Genomic DNA, 18,804 nt, shown 5'->3' with positions numbered 1-18,804 from the left:
GCAATATTGGCCGGTAGTCTAACGGAATTCTGGCGCCTGCCGCCGTCAGAGGCAGCCCAGCTCGGCCAGCGACACGGCCGTGCCGCCGGCCACGATCAGGTGATCCACCAGCCGGATGTCCACCAGCGCCAGCGCTTCCTTCAGGTGCCGGGTGAAGCCGTGGTCGGCGGCGCTGGGCGCCGCCACGCCGGACGGATGGTTGTGGGCGACGATCAGGGCGGCCGCGTGGTGCCGCAAGGCCTCGCGCACGACCTCCCGCGGGTAGACGGCGGCCTGCGACAGGGTGCCGCGCGCCAGTTCGCCGGTGGCGATCAGGCGCAACTGTGCGTCCAGGTAGAGCGCGATGCAGTATTCCACCTGGCGATGCGCCAGGGCCGCCTTGCAATATTGTTTCACCCGGGCGGGATGGTTCATCGGGCTTTCCCGCGTGAGGTCCTCTTCGAGGGCCCGGCGGGCCAGTTCCAGCAGGGCGGCCAGGGTGCAGGCCTTGGCCGCCCCCAGCCCGGTGACGGTCATCAGCTCTTCGGGCGGCGTGCCGAGCAGGCCGCGCAGGCCCCCGAACCGGTCCAGCAACTGGCGGCACAGATCGACCACATTCAGGCCCGGCACCCCCGTGCGCAGGGCGATGGCCAGCAGTTCCGCGTCCTGGATCGAGGCCGGCCCATGGCGCATGAGGCGCTCTCGGGGACGCTCTTGTTTCGACAGCCGGGCGGACAATTTCATAAGAGGCTCTAAAATCAGGGTTTACTCAAATTCCATACGGTGGCAGATCGTGAGCATCGCCTCTAATGAAGTGAACGTTTTGGTCCGTCCGGATTCCTACCTGACGCTGCATTACCGGATCACGCTGGCCTCCGGGCCCGGCGAAGGTTCGGTGTTTGCCGACACCTTCGACGGCCGGCCCGGCACCCTGCAGATGGGCGGCGGCCAGTGGGCGCCCGGCCTGGAAGCGGCCTTGGTGGGCCGGGCGGAAGGCGAGAAGTTCAGCGTCACCATCGCGCCGGCCGACGCCTATGGCGACCGCAACCCCGAACTCATCCAGCGCGTGACGCGCGCCATGCTCGCCGAACACGCGGGCGCCGACGCCACGTTCGAACCCGGCGACCTGGTGGAATTCACCGCGCCCAATGGCGGGCGCTATTCGGGCGTCCTCAAGGAAATCAACGACGACTCCGCGCTGTTCGATTTCAACCACCCGCTGGCGGGCATCAGCCTGAAGGTGGATGTGGCGCTGCTGGGGGTTCTTTGATGAGCCAGGTCGTCACCGCGTCCGACGCCGAAGTCCTGTTGGCGCAACCGCGCGGCTTCTGTGCCGGCGTGGATCGCGCCATCGACATCGTCGAGCGGGCCATCGAGCTGCACGGCGCGCCCATCTACGTGCGCCACGAGATCGTCCACAACCGCTATGTCGTGGAAGACCTGCGCGCCAAGGGCGCCATCTTCATCGACGAGCTCGAGGACGCGCCGGCGGGCGCCATCGTGGTGTTTTCGGCGCACGGCGTGTCCAAGGCCGTGCGCGCCGAAGCGGAATCGCGCGGCCTGCAGGTGTTCGACGCCACCTGCCCCCTGGTTACCAAGGTGCATATCGAAGTCGCGCGCATGCGCGCCGCCGGCCGCGAGATCATCATGATCGGCCACAAGGGGCATCCCGAGGTCGAGGGCACCCTGGGCCAGGCGCAGGGCGGCATGTACCTCGTTGAAACCGTCGACGACGTGGCCAGCCTTGCGGTCACGGATCCCGAAAACCTGGCCTATGTGACGCAGACCACGCTGTCCGTGGACGACGCGGCCGCGGTGGCGCAGGCGCTCAAGGCGCGGTTTCCCAGCATCGCCGAACCCAAGAAAAGCGACATCTGCTATGCCACGCAGAACCGTCAGGACGCGGTCAAGGTCATGGCGCCCGAATGCGATCTGGTCCTGGTCGTGGGCAGTCCGAACAGCTCGAACTCCAATCGCCTGCGCGAAGTCGCCGAGCGCAAGGGCGTGGCGTCGTATCTCATCGATGGCGCGGACTCGATCGATCCGGCCTGGCTGGCCGGCCGCAAGCGCATCGGCGTGACCGCCGGCGCCTCCGCGCCCGAGGTCCTGGTGCAGCAGGTGATCTCGCGCGTCAAGGAACTGGGCGCCGTCTCGGTGCGCAAGATGCCCGGGCTCGAAGAGAACGTGGCGTTCCCGCTGCCCAAGGGCCTGTCGCGCAAGGCGGCCAAGACCGAATCGCTGGAATGAACAAGCGCCGCCCGGCTGGGCGGCGCCAGAAAAACACCGAGGAGACTCCATGCAGCTCTACAGCTACTTCCGCAGCTCGGCCGCGTACCGGGTGCGCATTGCCCTGAATCTCAAGGGACTGCCGTACGACTATGTGCCCGTGCATCTGCTGAAGGACGGCGGCCAGCAACTCTCCGTCGACTACCGCAAGGTGAACCCGACTGCGCTGGTGCCCACCCTGGTCGATGGCGATGCCGTGATCGGCCAATCGCTGGCGATCATCGAATACCTGGAAGAAACGCATCCCGAGACGCCGCTGCTGCCGGCCGACGCCATCGGCCGCGCGCGGGTGCGCGACCTGGCGCTGGGCATTGCCTGCGACACGCATCCGCTGAACAACCTGCGCGTGCTGAAGTATCTGAAGCACACGCTGGGCGTGGACGAAGCCGCCAAGACCGCTTGGTACAAGCACTGGGTTCATCAGGGGCTCGAGGCCCTGGAGGCCCAGTTGGCAAACTCCAGCGCCACCGGCAAGTTCTGCCATGGCGACACGCCCACCATCGCCGACCTGTGCCTGGTGCCGCAAGTGGCCAATGCGCAGCGTTTCGAGTGCGACCTTTCGGCCATGCCCAATGTGCTGCGCATCGATGCGGCGTGCCGGGCCCTGCCGGCGTTCGAAGCGGCCGCGCCGGGCAAGCAGCCCGACGCGGAGTGAGCCGAAGGGCGGATCAGCCGACCTGCACCGGCACGAAGATCTTGTCTTCGCCGCGCTGCACCAGCAGGGCAACGGTCTTGCCCGCCTTCGACAGTTCGGCCTTGACCTGGCCGATGTTGTGCACCGGTACGCCATTGAGCGACAGCAGCACGTCGCCGGGCTGAATGCCGGCCTTGGCGGCGGGGCCGACCGACCGCTCGATCAGCAGGCCTTCCGAGCCGGACGCCTGCTGTTCCTGCGGGCTCAGGGGGCGCAATGCCAGGCCGAGCTGGCCGCGTTGCACTTCCTGGCCGTCCGCCGACGCTTCCGACTTGTCCTTGGGCATCCCGCCCAGCGTGGCGACGAGCTCCTTCTGCCCGCCATTGCGCCACACGTCCAGCTTGATCTTCTCGCCGGGGGCGGCCATGGTGATGGTCGAAGCCAGGTCACCCGATGACACGATGGTCTTGCCGTCGATCTTGCGCACCACGTCGCCCGGCTGCAAGCCGGCCTTGGCGGCCGCGCTGCCCTTCTCGACGCTGGACACCAGCGCGCCCGACGGCGAATCCAGCTTGAACGAATCGGCCAGGTCCTGGTTCACTTCCTGCACCGTCACGCCCAGGCGGGCATGCTGCACCTTGCCGTGCTCCAGGATCTGGTCCTTGATCTTATAGGCCAGGTCGATGGGGATCGAGAACGACAGGCCCTGGAAGCCGCCGGTGCGGCTGTAGATCTGCGAGTTGATGCCCACCACTTCGCCGCGGTCATTGAACAGCGGGCCGCCCGAGTTGCCCGGGTTCACGGCCACGTCGGTCTGGATGAAGGGGACGGAGGTGTCGTCCGGCAGCGAACGGCCCTTGGCGCTGACGATGCCCGCGGTGGCCGTGTTTTCCAGGCCGTAGGGCGAGCCGATGGCCAGCACCCATTCGCCCACCTGCAGCCGGTTGACGTCGCCCACCTTCACCACCGGCAGGTTCTTCGCTTCGATCTTGATCACGGCGACGTCGGTCTGCGGATCGGCGCCCAGGACCTTGGCCTTGTACTCGCGGCGGTCGGTCATCTTCACGGTCACTTCCTTGGCGTCCTGGACCACGTGCGCATTGGTCAGGATGATGCCGTCGGGGCTGACGATAAAGCCCGAACCTTCGCCGCGCATGGGCACTTCACGGGCCGGCGCGCGGCCTTGGTAACCGGGGATCTGCCCGAAGAACTGCGCGAACGGATCGTCGCTGTCCTCGGCGGACACCTTGCGCGTGCCGCTCACGCTGATGTTGACGACGGCCGGGCCGAAATCGCGCGTGATCTGCGCGAAGTTGGGCGGCACGGATGCGCTGATCGGCTGGGAAACAGCGGCGGCGGCGGGGGCGTCGGCGGCCATCGAGACGCCGCCGGTCAGGGCGGTTGCGCCCGCACCGCCAATGGCGCCGGCGGCCAGCAGCGCCAGGACGAGGCGCGAGGGTTTGATTTGCGTGGTCTTCATGTCGGCTCCTGCGATCATGTTGGGAACATGGCGCTATCTTCGGGCCTGACACTTAGGTGAAACTTAAGCGGGAAAATCCACGCGGGCGCGCAGGCCATGGCCGGCGGGCGCGTCTTCAAGGGTGATGGTCGCGCCATGGCGGTCGGCGATGGTGCGTGCAATGGCCAGCCCCAGGCCGCTGCCGTGCTCGGTGTTGCCCTCGGCGCGGTAGAACCGGTCGAACACGCGTTCCCGCTCGTGGGCGGGGATGCCGGGCCCCTCATCGTCGATCAGCAGCGAAACCCGGTTCGCCTTGTGGTCCACGCGCATGCCGATGCGCCCGCCGGCAGGCGAGTGCTTGATTGCGTTGTCCAGCAGGTTGCGCACCAGCAGCACCAGCGCATCGCGATCGCCCTGCACCTGCGCATGCGCATCGTCCTCGAGTTCGATGTCGATCGACCTGGCGTTCGCCTGTGGCAGGGTTTCGGACAGGGCCTGGCGCAGTACGTCGGTCAGTTCCACGGGCGCGAGCGGTATCCGCTCCTGCGCGCCTTCCTGACGGGCCATCGACAGCAGTTGTTCCACCAGGCGCGTGGCGCGGTCGATGCCCGCCGTCAGGCGCTGTTCGGCAAGCTGGCGGGCATCGGGGGCGGCTGCGCGTTGCAGCGCCTGCATTTGCAGGCGCAAAGCTGCCAGCGGGGAGCGCAGTTCGTGCGCCGCGTCGCCCACGAACTGCTTCTGCTGCGCAAACGCGCCCCGCATGCGCTCGAGCAGCAGGTTCAGCTCCTGCACCAGCGGGCGGATTTCATCGGGCAGTCCTTGCACGCTCACGGGCGACAGGTCTTCGGGCTGGCGTGCGGCCAATTGCGCGCGCGCCCGCTTGACCGGGCGCAGCGACCAGCTTACGACGCACCAGATGATCAGCATCAGCAGCGGGGCCGCCGCGGCAATCGGCGCGACGGTGCGCAGCGCCAGGGCGCTTGCCATGTTCTTGCGCACGCGCATGTCCTGCGCGACCTGGATCACCTGGAAGGGCGTGGCCAGCGAATACACGCGATAGGTTTCGCCTTCGAGGCGGGCGTCGGAGAAACCCAGCACGATCTGGCTGGGCAAGCGCAGGCGCGAGCGCGAATTGAAGACGCGCAGGCCGTCCGGCGTCCAGATCTGGATGATGAGGTCGTCGGCGACCGGCGAGGCCGACCCGCGCGCGTGGGTCGGCCCTGTGCTGAGCAGGCCGTCGCCCGTGCCCAGCGACAGCGCCGTGCGTTGTAGCAGCGAATCGAAGATGTCGTCGGCTTGCGCCAAGGTGCTGCGGTAGGCAATCGTGCCCTGCACCAGTGCGCCGACCGCGATTGCCGCCAACAGAAAGAAAAGCAGCCTGGCTCTCAGTGAGTAGCTAAGCGGAATGCTCATGCTTTGGGAATGACATAGCCGACGCCTCTGACGTTCTGGATCAGGTTCGGACCCAGTTTCTTGCGCAGGCCATGAATATAAACCTCAACCGCATTGCTGCTGATGCTGTCTTTCCAGCTATAGAGCTTTTCCTCGAGCTGGGCGCGCGAAAAAATCATGCCGGGGCGCGCGATCAGGGGCTCGAGCACGGCCCATTCGCGGGCGGTCAGCGCCACCGGCGCGCCATCGACCATGGCGGCATGGGACTGCGGGTCGATCGTGATGCCGTCGTGCTCGAAGATGGGTTCGGCCCGGCCCGCGCTGCGGCGGATCAGGGCGCGCATGCGGGCCAGCAGTTCGTCCACGTCATAGGGTTTGACGATGTAGTCGTCCGCGCCCGCGTCCAGCCCGGCAATACGGTCGCTGACCGCGTCGCGCGCCGTGGCGATGAGCACCGGCGTGCGGTCCTTGCGCGCGCGCAGGTCGCGCAGCAGGGTCAGGCCATCGCGTTTGGGCAGGCCCAGGTCGAGCAGGACGAGGTCGTAGGGATCGGTGCGAAGCGCCGAATCGGCCGCGCTGCCGTCCTTCACCCAGTCGACGGCGTAGTGTTCCGCGCGCAGGCAGTCCAATACGCTTTCGCCGATCATGATGTCGTCTTCCACGAGAAGAATGCGCATGGTGGTTTCCGCAGGGGTGGTCCAGACGGTTGGACGCGCGGCGATCGGCGCGAGTTCCCCGCCTGCGGTGGTCCGCGGAAACGAAAAAAAGCAGCCCGAAGGCTGCTTTTTTGGAATTCTGGTGCCGGCAATAGGAGTCGAACCTACGACCTTCGCATTACGAATGCGCTGCTCTACCAACTGAGCTATGCCGGCAAGACCATTTGCTTTGGTTTCTGGACCAGGCCGGAAAGCGCTAAGCAAAACATCTTTTTCTTTCCCGGTTCGTTGCCTTTTTTGGGGCCCGATCTGGAAAGACCGAAATCATATCAGAATTTTTTGGCGATGGGCAAAGCGCGCCTGAAAAAAGTTGGAAAAATATCGGATTTGCATCCGCCAGAATTTTCGTTCATAATTTCGGTCTTGGCAGATCCCCGATAGCTCAGTCGGTAGAGCGACGGACTGTTAATCCGCAGGTCGCTGGTTCGAGCCCAGCTCGGGGAGCCAAAAAAATTTTTGGGCCGCTCACGCAAGTGAGTGGCCCTTTTGGTTTTTGGGGTTTTTGCGCTTTTTTACATGCACCCGCGCCTTTGCGCGGCATCGATGGGATCGATCGGCATGAACGACGATGACGACAAGGGTGTCCAGGATCGCCGCAATGAGGGCGCGTCCGGCCAGAAGGCGGCCGCGCAGGACAAGCGCATCGGCGTCACGGTGATCTCCGGATTCCTGGGCAGCGGCAAGACCTCGCTCCTTAACCGCCTGCTGCAAGAGCCGGCCTATGCCGATGCGGTGGTCATCGTCAACGAATACGGCGATGTCGGTGTCGACCACCATCTGGTGCGGCTCGCGCCCGACAGTGTGGTGCTGGTCGAGGGCGGCTGCCTGTGCTGCGTGGTCAGCGGGTCGGTCGTCGACACCTTGCGCGACCTTTTCATGCAGGCCCTCGGTCGCAAGATCAAGCCGTTCCGGCATGTGATCATCGAGACGAGCGGTCTGGCCGATCCCGCGCCCATCCTCTTCACCCTGAAACATGACAGGTTCCTTGCCGAACGGTACGCCTACCGGGGCGCGGTCGTCGTGGTGTCGGCTTCGCATGGCGCCGCGCAACTCGATGCGCAGCCCGAGGCGGCCCGGCAGCTAGCGCTTGCCGACATCGTGGTGATCAGCAAGTCCGACCTGGTCGATGCGGCGCAACTGCATGATGTCCAGGCGGCGGTGGCTGCGGTCAATCCTGGCGCCTGGCGCTGCGTGCAGCGTCCGGATACGCCGCTGGCCGCCCCGCTGCGCGACGGCCCGGACCTTCTTGCGCGGCGGGATGGGGCGGGCACGTCGCAATGGCTGCGTGCCTTTTCCACGCGCACCACGGTGCGGCATGCGGACGTCAGCAGTTTTTCGGTCGAACTGGAGACCGCGCTGCGCCGGTCTGTGTTTCTTGCGGGAATTGCTCGTATCCAGGAGCGTTACGGGCAGGGTGTGCTTCGGATCAAGGGTCTGGTCTGCTTCGAAGGCGAACCGCTGCCTTGCGAGGTGCACGGGGTGCATGGCGAGCTCTACCCGCTGCGGTCCTTGAGCGAGTGGCCGGATGATGAACGCGCCTCGCGGCTGGTTTTCATCGTTCGCGGACTGCCAGCGCCGGAAGTGGCTGCCGCCGTGCGCAGCGCGCTGGGTCAGTTGCCTGACTGATCCATTCCGAAGGACCCCGTTTCATTGGCCGATATTCCGTTGCTGATGCGCCGCTGAAATACGGTATAACCGGTACGGTCTGATGCACGTACCGAGACAATCATGGACCGTCTGAAAGCCATGCAGGTGTTCGTCGAGGTCGCCGACCGGGGTAGCCTGTCGGCGGCTGCCGTCCATCTGGACATGTCGCGCGCCATGGTGTCCCGCTACCTGGCCGAGATGGAGCAATGGGTCGGCGTGCGTCTGTTGCATCGCACCACCCGGCGCTTGAGCCTGACGCCTGCTGGTGGCGAAACCTTGCCCCGCTGCCGCCAGATGCTCGATATGGTCGGCGATCTGCACAGCGCCGTGGCCACCCCGGAAGACACGCCGCGCGGCCTGCTTCGCATCACCACGAGCATGTCGTTCGGCGCGCGTCTTCTGGCTCCCGCCGTGACGGACTACGTCAAGCGGCATCCGGGCACGTCGGTCGACCTGATGCTGGTCGAGCGTGCGGTCAATCTGGTGGAAGAGCGCGTCGACCTGGCAGTGCGCATCACGAACGACCTGGATCCCAACCTGATCGCCCGCAAGCTGGCGGTCTGCCGATCGGTCGTTTGCGCGTCGCCCGAGTACCTGGCGCGCGAGGGCGCGCCGGCGCGCATCGAAGACCTGTCGTTGCGCAACTGTCTCACCCATTCGTACTTCGGCAAAAGCCTGTGGCGTTTCGAGCGCGACGGCGAGCCGGTCGATGTGCCTGTCAGCGGAAGCATCAGTGCGAACGAGGTGTCGGTATTGTGCAGCGCCGCGGTGGAGGGCGCCGGCATTGCCATGCTGCCCACCTACTATGCGGCGCAATACATCGCGTCCGGCAAGCTGCAGGTGATTCTGCCCCAGTGCAAGCCGCCGGAACTCGGTATCTATGGCGTCTACGTCTCGCGTCGCCAGATGCCGCTGATTCTGCGGTCGATGCTGGATTTTCTGGTGGAGCGGCTTGGATCCGCGCCGTGGGACAAGCCGGCGGGCTAGGTTTCCCGGCTTGGCGCGGCTTGAGGGGGGAATATAAGGCGGTATAATTTGCCGCAGTTTTTGGCGTGTCTGGCCAGGCCGGGCGCTCGGGAAATTCCTTTGAAGGGTTTTGCTTTGAAGGCGGTTTCTTTGAAGGCGCATTGCGGCAGGCCCTTTCGCGCCAGCATTCGACCTTAGAAAAACCTAACAAACGTTCCGGCCTGGTGGCAGGCCGGCGCAATGCGGAGCCGGGCTCCGCCTGTGCGAGGGGGGCGTGTCGGTCTTGCAGGCGGCGTTTTCCGCCGCGCCGCGGTGGCCGATGCCTGTTGGTTCTAGTCTTTGCGATCAATTTCCGCGGAATTGAATTGGCGCCGGAGGTTCCGGCGTGTTCCGCAGCCATATTGGCAATTCGCGTCAGCATTGCTGGCGCCAGCTTTTCCAGAATTTGCTCAGACGTTTGCCGCAGCAGCGCTGCCGCGGCAGGCGTTCCGCCTCACGGGCGTCGGCGCGGCAGGTTCGCGCATGGCCGCTGCATGATGGGGCGGGCGCGTCGGTGAAACAGGAACCCAGTGATAAGTACGCAAACCAACATCGATTGTTGCGGCACCGCTCATGCGGTGGCCGCGGTGTTTGCGGATGGGTTGTATGCGCATGGGTGGCGGGATGGCCCGCGCCTCGGGCAGGGCGGGGCGGATGCCGGCGCGGTCCGAGGTGAACGCGGGATTTCTTTCGAAACTGAGCGCCCCTCGGGGGCTTGTGTTTTGTCGCATGGCGCTGCCGGCGGCATCGATGCTGGCCGCCGTCGCTTCTCTGGCGTTCGCGCTGTCCGCGTGCTCGCCACGCATCGACTCTTCGCCGGCGCAAATGAAAAAGGCCCGGCGAATCGCCAGGCCTTCATCAATTTGGTTGCGGGGGCAGGATTTGAACCTACGACCTTCGGGTTATGAGCCCGACGAGCTGCCAGACTGCTCCACCCCGCGTCTGAGAAAAGAATATTAACCCTATTTCCAACCTAGCGCAAGTTAGCCCCTTTTTGAATTTGGATGTCGATGAACGATAGCGAGGCAATACTCGTGCTGGAAACCGCGCTGCTTTGCGCGGTGCAGCCGATGCAGATTTCCGATATGCGCAAGCTATTCGGGGATGATGAACAATTCGACCACGCCACCGTGCGCAGGCTCCTGGAGACGCTGCAGGGCAACTGGGCCGATGCTGGGCTGGAGCTCGTGCAGCTCGCCTCCGGCTGGCGTTTCCAAAGCCGCCCCGCCATGCAGCGTTACCTGGAGCGGTTGAGTCCCGAAAAGCCGCCCAAGTATTCGCGCGCAGTCATGGAAACCCTGGCCATCGTGGCGTGGCGCCAGCCCGTGACGCGCGGCGACATCGAAGACATTCGCGGCGTGACGGTCTCGTCGCAGATCGTGAAGGCGCTCGAGGACCGGGGCTGGATCGAAGTCATCGGCCACCGCGACGCGCCGGGGCGTCCGGCGCTGTTCGGCACGACGCGCCAGTTCCTGGATGATTTGGGATTGCGCGCGCTGGATGAGTTGCCGCCGCTGGAAACCGCCCACGCCGCCGCCGCGCTGGCAGGCCTGGATCTGGGCGAAGTGCAGCAGGTGCTGGGCGAGGCGCCGGCGCCGGGGCAGGGCGAGGGCGGCGAGCAGGACGATGTCGCCCCTGAATCAAGCGTTCCCGATCTCGAGGCGGCCGGGCAAGGCCCGGACGGCGAGCCGCAACCGGCCCTCCAGGACGGCGAAAATGCGCCTTCCGAGGCCCCGGGCGCGGAAAGCGGCGAAAACTTCTCCGTTGCGGAATTGTCTGTTTCGGAAGATGATGCCCCCATAGCTGCCATCGATAGCGTAGAATCGCTGCTTTCGCGCACAGAAGAAGGCGCGGATCCCGCAGACGAATTCACCGTCCGGGAGCAAGCCGAAGGCTTGTCCGATACGCCGCCCTCGTCCGATCTTCCTGACGACAGGGCTGGCAACGACATTTCCAATATGGCCGCCGATGCCTTTGAGGCAGGTGCTGCAGAGGAAAGAGTCGAGAACGCAAAACACGCGGAACCGACTGACCCGACTGACAAGACCGATACCGTGGCCCCTGGCGACGCCAGGCGTGAGCCCGTTCACGGTCTTGGCAATCCCGTTCAGCCTGACCCCGATACCGCTACCGCGGCCTCGGAAGAGGCGGACCCCGAGCGGTCCGGGTCGGGTCACGATTCGGCGTCCCCAGATGATGACGTGCCTGCTCCCGGCAGGCCTACCCAAGTTTGAAATTCGGAGCTGTCCCAGTGACAACGAATACAGCAATTCAGGACGACACCCCCCGCTCGGATGACGCCGTTGCCGGCGCGCAGCCGGAATCCTCCGCCGCACGCGAACCGGCCGTCGAAGGCGATGCCGGCGCCCGCGGCCGCGGACGCAAGCTGAGGACGCCGTTCCGCCGCCGTCGGGGCGATGCCGCCGCCGAGCAGGCTCCCGGCGCCGAAGGGCAAGCCGCCGCGCCGGCAGCCCCGGCCGAGTCCGCGGACTCCCGTGGCGGTGAGCAGGAAGCCGAGCAGGCCCTGGCCTACCTGGACACGGCCGATCGCATGGAGCAGCGGCTGGGCAAGTACCTGAACAGCGAAGCTGTCATGCCCAAGCTGCACAAGGTGCTGGCTGATGCGGGCATCGGTTCGCGCCGCGAAATGGAAGAACTGATCGTCGCCGGCCGGGTGTCGGTCAACGGCGAGCCGGCGCATATCGGCCAGCGCGTCGGTCCGAACGATCAGGTGCGCGTCAATGGCAAGCCCATCATGCGCACGAACACCAAGAAGCCGCCGCGTGTGATCCTGTATCACAAGCCCGCCGGCGAAATCGTCAGTCACGACGACCCGGGCGGCCGCGCCAGCGTCTTCGCGCGCTTGCCCAAGCTGCGCACGGGCAAGTGGCTGTCGGTCGGTCGCCTGGACCTGAACACCGAGGGTCTGTTGATCTTCACGACCTCGGGCGACATGGCCAACCGGATCATGCATCCGCGCTACGGCACCGAACGCGAATACGCGGTCCGCGTCTTGGGCGAAATGGACGAGGCGACGCGCCAGTCGCTGGTGGACGGCATCGAACTCGAAGACGGCCTGGCCGCGTTCGGTTCGCTGGACTACCTGGGCGGCGACGGCAGCAACCGCTGGTATCGCGTCACGCTGCAGGAGGGCCGCAATCGCGAAGTCCGCCGCATGTTCGAAGCGGTCGGCGTCACGGTCAGCCGCCTGATCCGCACCCGCTTCGGCGATGTGGTCCTGCCGCGCACGCTGCGCCGGGGCCGCTGGGACGAATTGGACGCTTCGCTGGTGACGGCGCTGATGGTCCAGCTGGGATTGTTGCGTGAAGACGACGACGCGTCGGGCAACCGCCGCCGCTCCAAGCAGCCGCAGTCGCACGACAGCGCTCTGCCTCCGGGCTTCGGCACGCTGGACCGCAATGGCATGAACGGCGCCCGTATCGGCCGCCGCGGCAAGCTGCAGGGCGGCGGGCCGGGCAGCGCGGGCCAGACGCTCGCTTGTCCGTCCGATCCCTTTGGCACGGGCCTGATGATCGCTGGCGGTTATGCCAACGGCCATCCCATCTCGGGCGAAGGCGGCCTGGGTAATCGCAAGGGCAAGGCCGGACCCCGCGCCGCGGGCGGCGGCAAGTCCGGTGGAAAGGCGGGCGGACGTCCCGGCGGCAAGCCGCGCGGCCCGCGCGCCGCGGCGAACGCGCCGGCCGGCAATGTGGTGTCCCCCAACGTGGCGGCCGGTAGCCCGGCCGAGGCTCCTGCCGGCGCAGGGCGCCGGCCCGGCGGTAAGTCGGGCGGCAAGCCCGCTGGTGGTAAGCCGGCGGGCGCGCGCGGCGGCAATGCCGGCCGCGGCGCCAAGCCGGCAGCGGGCGGCCGTGGCGGCAGCAAGGCCGAGGGCGCGCGCACGGGCGGCAACAAGGGACCGGGTGCGGGCGGCAAGCCGCGCACGCCGCGCGGCGGCGGTTCCTCCCGTGGCGAGGGGTCGCAACGTGGCGACGACTGGCAGCCCCGCAGCGCTTCCGCGCACGAGTCCCGCCTGGGCGTCGTGGGCGGCGGCCGGGGGCGTCAGGGACGCTGATCCCTGCGGGGCGGTAGTGCAAACGCGCTGGCCGCATCGGACGCATCCCCGTGGATGCGTCCCATATAAACGTAAGCCCGTGACGAATCAGGCGTTTTTCCAGTTTATCTGGTAAAATCAATGGTTTTCATGGCTTCGCGTCATTTGCTTTTTGCCGGATGCACGGGTTTTTGCAGTGCGCTTTACCGCAAAAGGCACGTCGGCGGCGTTTCTGCCGGCCGGGCGCATCGCTGTTGTGCTGGCATGTTTGCCGGGCGCTGTATGCAGCAGTCTCCTTGGCGCGGCCGCAATCTGCGGGCGGCGCACAGGCTCCGCGGCACCCCGGACTTACGTCGGGCAGGCAGGGCGGCGCAAGCCAAAAATTAGGTCGCAATATAGGGCGCTGCCCAGCATTGCTCCTTACGTGCAGTAGGGAAGCGGCTGGGCTCTGTGCAATATCGGTGGGCTGGGCGTGCAGCCCATTTTTTTTGAGTATATGGCTGATTTATTCGCATTGACCGAAGAGGCTCTGGCTGGCATGGACGTCGAACTTGTCGACGTCGAGCGTGCCGCCCTGGGCCTTTTGCGCGTCACGATCGATCGGGTCGGCGGTGTGCGCATCGAAGACTGCGAGCAGGTTTCCCGCCAGTTGTCGCGGGTCTATGAGGTCGAGAACATCGACTACAAGCGGCTGGAAGTCGGTTCGCCGGGCGTGGACCGCCCGCTGCGCAATGAGGCTGAATTCCGCCGCTTCGCAGGTGAGCGCATCGAAATCAAGCTGCGCGAGGCATTGGACGGCCGCAAGGTCTTTTCGGGCACGCTGACCGTGCCGGAAGACGGCGCCGCAGCCTCCGACGCTGCAGGAATGCACAAGACCGTGTTCGGTCTCGAATTTGAGGCAAAAAAGAACGAAGTCCAGGTGTTGAACTTCACGGTCGATGACATCGAGCGTGCAAAACTGGATCCCGTTCTGGATTTCAAGGGCAAAAAGCGATGAGTCGCGAAATTCTTCTGTTGGTCGATGCCTTGGCGCGTGAAAAGAACGTCACGCGTGACGTCGTGTTCGGCGCTCTCGAAAGTGCGCTGGCCTCGGCCATGAAAAAGCGCTTCAAGGATGATGCGGACATTCGTGTTTCCATCGATAGGGAAACCGGTGACCACGAAGGCTTCCGCCGTTGGCTGGTCGTGCCCGACGAGGCTGGCCTGCAAGAGCCCGACAAGCAGGAAATGCTGTCGGACGCGGTCGAAATCGTTCCCGGCATCAAGGAAGGCGAGTACATCGAAGAGCCCCTCGAACCCATCGAGTTCGGCCGTATCGGCGCGCAGGCGGCCAAGCAGGCCATCCTGCAGAAGATCCGCGATGCCGAGCGCGAGCAGGTGCTGAACGACTTCCTGGACCGCGGTGAAACCATCGTGTCCGGAACGATCAAGCGCATGGACAAGGGCGACGCCATCGTCGAAACGGGCAAGATCGAAGCGCGCTTGCCGCGTTCCGAAATGATCCCCAAGGAAAACCTGCGGGTGGCCGACCGCGTGCGCGCCTTCGTGTTGCGCGTGGACCACGCCGCGCGTGGCCAGCAGGTGATTCTTTCGCGCACCTCGCCCGAATTCATCCGCCAGCTCTTCGAGAACGAAGTGCCCGAGATCGAACAAGGTCTCCTGGAGATCAAGGCTGCCGCCCGCGACGCCGGCGTGCGTGCGAAGATCGCTGTCGTGGCATACGATAAGCGTATCGATCCCATCGGGACGTGCGTGGGCATGCGCGGTTCGCGCGTGACCGCCGTGCGCAATGAACTCGGCGGCGAGCAGGTCGATATCGTGCTGTGGTCGGAAGACCCCGCGCAGTTCGTCATCGGCGCCCTGGCGCCGGCCAATGTCGAGTCCATCGTCGTCGACGAAGACAAGCACGCCATGGACGTCGTGGTGGACGAGGAAAACCTGCCCAAGGCGATTGGCGCCAAGGGCCAGAACGTGCGCCTGGCATCAGAACTGACCGGCTGGCAGATCAACATCATGACGCCGGAAGAAAGCCTGAACCGCCAGGAAGTCGAGCGTTCGGGCCTGCGCACCACGTTCATGAGCAAGCTGGACGTCGATGAGGAAGTCGCTGACATCCTGATCGATGAAGGTTTCACCGGTATCGAGGAAATCGCCTACGTTCCCATGCAGGAACTGCTGGAAATCGAGGCGTTTGACGAAGACACCATCAACGAGTTGCGCGCCCGTGCCCGCAATGCGCTGCTGACCGAGGCAATTGCCCAGGAAGAGCGCCTTGAGACCGCACAGGATTTGCTTGAACTCGAAGGCATGACGCCGGAACTGGCCGCCAAGCTGGCCGAGCGTCAAGTGCATACGCGTGATGATCTGGCCGAATTGGCCACGGACGAACTGGCGGAAATCGCCGGTCTGACCGAAGAGGAAGCCAGCGATCTCATCATGCGTGCCCGTGCCCATTGGTTCGACGAAGAATAACCATAAGGACACGGATCTGCGGTGGAGGAAGCCTTGCATCGTCCACCGCAAGTTCACGTTGTTTGTAATAGCTGCCTATAGGGAAGAGAGAGCCTAATGTCGAGTAATACCGTCGCCCAGTTCGCTACCGAGCTGAAAATGCCTGCCAATGTGCTGCTGGATCAGCTGCGCTCGGCTGGCGTTGACCTCAAATCGGTTGACGACTCCGTCACCGACAGCGACAAGGCGAAATTGCTCGAATCGCTGCGTCGCGCACACGGCGCAACCGAAGGCAAGAAGATCACGCTGACGCGCCGCCAGACTTCCGAGATCCGGCAGGCCGATGCCACGGGCCGCTCGCGCACGATCCAGGTCGAAGTGCGCAAAAAGCGCGTGTTCGTCAAGCGCGACCCGTCCGAACTCGCCCTGGAGCAGGCTGCCTCCGCCCGTCCCGAAGAAGACGTGGCGGCGGAAGCCGCGGCGCAGGTCTCGGCTCCGGCCGAGCCGGCAGCCCCGGAGGCGCCTGTCGCCGCCGAGTCCCGCGAAGCGGCACCTGTGACCGCCGAAGCGCCTGCTCCCGCAGTCGCGCCGGCCCAAGAGCCTGCCGTAGAGGCTGCTGCGCCGGTCGAAGCGCCCGCGGCAACCGAATCCGTCGCGGCCGAAGCGTCCGCCCCCGTCGAGGCCCAAGCGCCTGAAGTCCAGGCCCAGCCTGAACCCGAACCGACGCCGGCGCCTGCTCCTGCCGAGCCCGTGGCCGAAGAGGCCAAGCCCGAAATCAAGACTGAACCCACCGAGCCCAAGGCTGAAGAAGCCAAGCCGGAACCTGCTGTGCTAGCCAATAAGTCCGAAACATCTTCCTCCCAGGCCGCCGCGCCTGCCGCCCAGGCCCAGCCTGGCGCGAAGTCCGAACCCGTGAAGCCCGCAGCGAAGCCCGAGGCTGCCGCGCCGGTGGCCGCCCCCAGGGTCGGCAACCGCGCCGACAACCGCCGTGCTGGTCCGCCGCTCGCCGCATCCGCCGCGCCGGCCGCCCGTGACGAGGCCCGCCGGGCCGCCGAGGCCGAAGCCGCCGCGCTGCGTGAAATGCTGAACCGTCCCCGCAAGGTGCTGCGCGCGCCCGAGCCGGAGGCGCCTGCCGCCGCGCCGATCTCCGGCACGCTGCATAAGCCGGCCGGCAAGCCCGGCGCCGCGCCTGCGGCCAAGAAGGACGCCAAGCCGGCCGCTCCCGGCGCCAAGAAGACCATCAAGACCGCCGAAGTCGCTTCGACCTGGTCCGATGACTCCTCGCGCAAGAAGCCTGCCGACAAGCCGGCCGCGCCGGCCAGCCGTGACGGCTGGCGTGCGGGCGGCAAGGGCGGTGGCAAGTCCGGCGGCCGAGGCGGCCGCAACCAGCAGAACGATCGCCGCAACGAGCCGGCGCCGCAGGAATTCATCGCACGCGAAGTCCACGTGCCGGAAACCATCAGCGTGGCCGACCTGGCCCACAAGATGTCCGTCAAGGCCGCTGAAGTCATCAAGCAACTGATGAAGCTTGGCCAGATGGTCACCATCAACCAGGTGCTGGACCAGGAAACGGCCATGATCGTGGTCGAGGAACTGGGCCACGTGGCCATCGCCGCCAAGCTGGACGATCCGGAAGCGTTCCTGGACGAATCCGCCACGCAATCCGAAGCCGAGCAGCTGCCGCGTGCGCCGGTCGTGACCGTCATGGGCCACGTCGACCACGGCAAGACCTCGCTGCTGGACTACATCCGCCGCGCCAAGGTCGCCGCGGGCGAAGCCGGCGGCATTACGCAGCACATCGGCGCCTATCATGTCCGCACCGAGCGCGGCATGGTGACCTTCCTTGACACCCCGGGCCACGAGGCGTTCACCGCCATGCGTGCCCGCGGCGCCAAGGCGACCGACATCGTGATCCTGGTGGTTGCCGCCGACGACGGCGTGATGCCGCAGACGCGCGAAGCCATCCACCATGCCAAGGCCGCGGGCGTGCCCATCGTCGTGGCCGTGACCAAGATCGACAAGCCCGCCGCCAACCCGGAACGCGTCAAGCAGGAACTGGTTGCCGAACAGGTCGTGCCGGAAGAATACGGCGGCGACGTGCCGTTCGTGGGCGTGTCGGCCAAGACCGGCCAGGGCATCGACGATCTCCTCGAAAACGTGCTGCTGCAAGCCGAAGTGCTGGAACTGAAGGCGCCGGAAGACGCGCCCGCCAAGGGCCTGGTCATCGAAGCCCGTCTGGACAAGGGCCGCGGCCCGGTCGCGACGATCCTGGTGCAGAGCGGCACGCTCAAGCGCGGCGACGTCGTGCTGGCCGGCGCAAGCTTTGGCCGCGTGCGCGCCATGCTGGACGAAAACGGCAAGCCGATCCAGTCGGCCGGCCCCTCCATCCCCGTCGAAATCCAGGGCCTGACCGAAGTGCCGGCCGCCGGCGACGAGCTGATGGCGCTGTCCGACGAGCGCAAGGCGCGCGAAATCGCGCTGTTCCGCCAGGGCAAGTTCCGCGACGTCAAGCTGGCCCGCCAACAGGCCGCCAAGCTGGAATCGATGTTCGACAACCTGGGCGAAGGCACCCAGACGCTCACCCTCATCGTCAAGACCGACGTGCAGGGTTCGCAGGAAGCGCTGGTGCAGTCGCTGGTCAAGCTGTCCACCGACGAAGTCCGCGTGCAGGTCGTGCATGCGGCCGTGGGCGGCATCTCGGAAACCGACATCAACCTGGCCATCGCCTCGCGTGCCGTCGTCATCGGCTTCAACGTGCGGGCCGACGCCAGCGCCAAGAAGCTGGCCGAAAACAACGGCATCGACGTGCGCTACTACAACATCATCTACGACGCCGTGGATGAAGTTAAGGCGGCCATGTCGGGCATGCTGGCGCCCGAGAAGAAGGAAGAAATCATCGGCCTGGTCGAGATCCGCGAGGTGTACAGCATCTCCCGCCTCGGCAACATCGCGGGTTGCATGGTGCTCGATGGCATCGTGCGGCGCGATTCCCAGGTCCGCCTGCTGCGCAACAACGTGGTTCACTGGACGGGGCATCTCGATTCCCTGCGCCGGTTCAAGGACGACGTCAAGGAAGTCAAGTCGGGCTTCGATTGCGGTCTGACGCTGCGCGGCAACAACGACATCCAGGTGGGCGACCAGCTGGAAGTCTTTGAAATCAAGGAAATCGCGCGCACGCTGTAAA

At 65.8% G+C, this 18,804-nt stretch carries 14 protein-coding genes and 3 tRNA genes; 11 read left to right on the top strand and 6 right to left on the bottom strand.

All coding sequences use genetic code 11. From position 1 onward, the window contains the following. Positions 1-45: 45 nt before the first annotated feature. On the bottom strand, positions 46-723 hold the full coding sequence (gene radC / locus ACZ50Q_RS21005; RefSeq protein WP_076519635.1) for a RadC family protein: 678 nt from the start codon (positions 721-723) through the stop codon (positions 46-48). Positions 724-772: 49 nt separating this feature from the next. On the opposite strand from radC, the gene ACZ50Q_RS21000 reads away from it, so the two are divergent. Genes ACZ50Q_RS21000 through maiA form a run of 3 tightly spaced genes read left to right on the top strand, consistent with a single transcriptional unit; the run spans position 773 to position 2,920 of the window. Beyond that, a complete protein-coding gene (locus ACZ50Q_RS21000; RefSeq protein WP_092578030.1) occupies positions 773-1,249 on the top strand; it encodes an FKBP-type peptidyl-prolyl cis-trans isomerase in 477 nt (158 codons plus the stop codon). Beyond that, positions 1,249-2,226, top strand: a complete 978-nt coding sequence (gene ispH, locus ACZ50Q_RS20995) for a 4-hydroxy-3-methylbut-2-enyl diphosphate reductase (protein WP_076519640.1) — start codon at positions 1,249-1,251, stop codon at positions 2,224-2,226. Before ACZ50Q_RS21000 ends, ispH begins: the two co-directional genes overlap by 1 nt. Before the next feature lie 49 nt (positions 2,227-2,275). After that, positions 2,276-2,920, top strand: coding sequence for a maleylacetoacetate isomerase (maiA, locus tag ACZ50Q_RS20990; protein WP_076519642.1), 645 nt, complete (start codon positions 2,276-2,278; stop codon positions 2,918-2,920). A 13-nt stretch (positions 2,921-2,933) separates the two neighbouring features. Here maiA and ACZ50Q_RS20985 read toward each other — a convergent pair whose 3' ends face one another. The 4 genes from ACZ50Q_RS20985 to ACZ50Q_RS20970 all read right to left on the bottom strand — a co-directional run bounded on the left by ACZ50Q_RS20985 (position 2,934) and on the right by ACZ50Q_RS20970 (position 6,622). Beyond that, complete coding sequence (locus tag ACZ50Q_RS20985; RefSeq protein WP_092578033.1) at positions 2,934-4,379, bottom strand: DegQ family serine endoprotease; 1,446 nt, start codon at positions 4,377-4,379, stop codon at positions 2,934-2,936. A gap of 63 nt (positions 4,380-4,442) precedes the next feature. Continuing rightward, the gene (locus ACZ50Q_RS20980) at positions 4,443-5,771 is read right to left on the bottom strand and encodes an ATP-binding protein (RefSeq protein WP_464079453.1); all 1,329 of its coding nucleotides are present in this window, start codon (positions 5,769-5,771) and stop codon (positions 4,443-4,445) included. Continuing rightward, on the bottom strand, positions 5,768-6,427 hold the full coding sequence (locus ACZ50Q_RS20975) for a response regulator (protein WP_076519648.1): 660 nt from the start codon (positions 6,425-6,427) through the stop codon (positions 5,768-5,770). The genes ACZ50Q_RS20980 and ACZ50Q_RS20975 overlap by 4 nt, the downstream gene beginning before the upstream one ends. Before the next feature lie 119 nt (positions 6,428-6,546). Continuing rightward, positions 6,547-6,622, bottom strand: a tRNA-Thr gene (locus ACZ50Q_RS20970). A gap of 215 nt (positions 6,623-6,837) precedes the next feature. Between ACZ50Q_RS20970 and ACZ50Q_RS20965 the strand changes: the two genes are divergently transcribed. From ACZ50Q_RS20965 to ACZ50Q_RS20955, 3 genes are all read left to right on the top strand, one after another. Next, a tRNA-Asn gene (locus ACZ50Q_RS20965) sits at positions 6,838-6,913 on the top strand. 111 nt (positions 6,914-7,024) lie between these two features. Continuing rightward, positions 7,025-8,092: a CobW family GTP-binding protein gene (locus ACZ50Q_RS20960; protein ID WP_464079452.1), complete on the top strand. Its 1,068-nt coding sequence runs from the start codon at positions 7,025-7,027 to the stop codon at positions 8,090-8,092. 102 nt (positions 8,093-8,194) lie between these two features. Next, positions 8,195-9,100, top strand: coding sequence for a LysR family transcriptional regulator (locus ACZ50Q_RS20955; protein WP_464079451.1), 906 nt, complete (start codon positions 8,195-8,197; stop codon positions 9,098-9,100). An 882-nt stretch (positions 9,101-9,982) separates the two neighbouring features. On the opposite strand, the gene ACZ50Q_RS20950 is transcribed toward ACZ50Q_RS20955, so the two are convergent. Next, positions 9,983-10,059 (bottom strand) — tRNA-Met (locus ACZ50Q_RS20950). 63 nt (positions 10,060-10,122) lie between these two features. Here ACZ50Q_RS20950 and scpB point away from each other — a divergent pair. From scpB to infB, 5 genes are all read left to right on the top strand, one after another. Further along, positions 10,123-11,352 (top strand): SMC-Scp complex subunit ScpB, encoded by a 1,230-nt coding sequence (scpB, locus tag ACZ50Q_RS20945; protein WP_464079450.1) that lies wholly within the window; start codon positions 10,123-10,125, stop codon positions 11,350-11,352. 17 nt (positions 11,353-11,369) lie between these two features. Further along, positions 11,370-13,190, top strand: a complete 1,821-nt coding sequence (rluB, locus tag ACZ50Q_RS20940) for a 23S rRNA pseudouridine(2605) synthase RluB (RefSeq protein ID WP_464079449.1) — start codon at positions 11,370-11,372, stop codon at positions 13,188-13,190. A gap of 475 nt (positions 13,191-13,665) precedes the next feature. Then, the gene (rimP, locus tag ACZ50Q_RS20935) at positions 13,666-14,166 is read left to right on the top strand and encodes a ribosome maturation factor RimP (RefSeq protein ID WP_092578040.1); all 501 of its coding nucleotides are present in this window, start codon (positions 13,666-13,668) and stop codon (positions 14,164-14,166) included. Further along, on the top strand, positions 14,163-15,641 hold the full coding sequence (nusA, locus tag ACZ50Q_RS20930; RefSeq protein ID WP_076519655.1) for a transcription termination factor NusA: 1,479 nt from the start codon (positions 14,163-14,165) through the stop codon (positions 15,639-15,641). Before rimP ends, nusA begins: the two co-directional genes overlap by 4 nt. A 96-nt stretch (positions 15,642-15,737) precedes the next feature. Continuing rightward, positions 15,738-18,803: a translation initiation factor IF-2 gene (infB, locus tag ACZ50Q_RS20925; RefSeq protein ID WP_464079448.1), complete on the top strand. Its 3,066-nt coding sequence runs from the start codon at positions 15,738-15,740 to the stop codon at positions 18,801-18,803. Position 18,804: the final 1 nt, after the last annotated feature.

The organism is Achromobacter sp. T5-5, assembly GCF_055397965.1.
This window is presented reverse-complemented; position numbering and strand designations above follow the sequence as displayed.

Excerpts from the sequence above, each read along its gene's own strand:
- radC (WP_076519635.1), bottom strand. The coding sequence starts at position 723 with ATGAAATTGTCCGCCCGGCTGTCGAAACAAGAGCGTCCCCGAGAGCGC.
- ispH (WP_076519640.1), top strand. The coding sequence starts at position 1,249 with ATGAGCCAGGTCGTCACCGCGTCCGACGCCGAAGTCCTGTTGGCGCAA.
- maiA (WP_076519642.1), top strand. The coding sequence starts at position 2,276 with ATGCAGCTCTACAGCTACTTCCGCAGCTCGGCCGCGTACCGGGTGCGC.
- ACZ50Q_RS20985 (WP_092578033.1), bottom strand. The coding sequence starts at position 4,379 with ATGAAGACCACGCAAATCAAACCCTCGCGCCTCGTCCTGGCGCTGCTG.
- ACZ50Q_RS20980 (WP_464079453.1), bottom strand. The coding sequence starts at position 5,771 with ATGAGCATTCCGCTTAGCTACTCACTGAGAGCCAGGCTGCTTTTCTTT.
- ACZ50Q_RS20975 (WP_076519648.1), bottom strand. The coding sequence starts at position 6,427 with ATGCGCATTCTTCTCGTGGAAGACGACATCATGATCGGCGAAAGCGTA.
- ACZ50Q_RS20960 (WP_464079452.1), top strand. The coding sequence starts at position 7,025 with ATGAACGACGATGACGACAAGGGTGTCCAGGATCGCCGCAATGAGGGC.
- ACZ50Q_RS20955 (WP_464079451.1), top strand. The coding sequence starts at position 8,195 with ATGGACCGTCTGAAAGCCATGCAGGTGTTCGTCGAGGTCGCCGACCGG.
- scpB (WP_464079450.1), top strand. The coding sequence starts at position 10,123 with ATGTCGATGAACGATAGCGAGGCAATACTCGTGCTGGAAACCGCGCTG.
- rimP (WP_092578040.1), top strand. The coding sequence starts at position 13,666 with ATGGCTGATTTATTCGCATTGACCGAAGAGGCTCTGGCTGGCATGGAC.
- nusA (WP_076519655.1), top strand. The coding sequence starts at position 14,163 with ATGAGTCGCGAAATTCTTCTGTTGGTCGATGCCTTGGCGCGTGAAAAG.
- infB (WP_464079448.1), top strand. The coding sequence starts at position 15,738 with ATGTCGAGTAATACCGTCGCCCAGTTCGCTACCGAGCTGAAAATGCCT.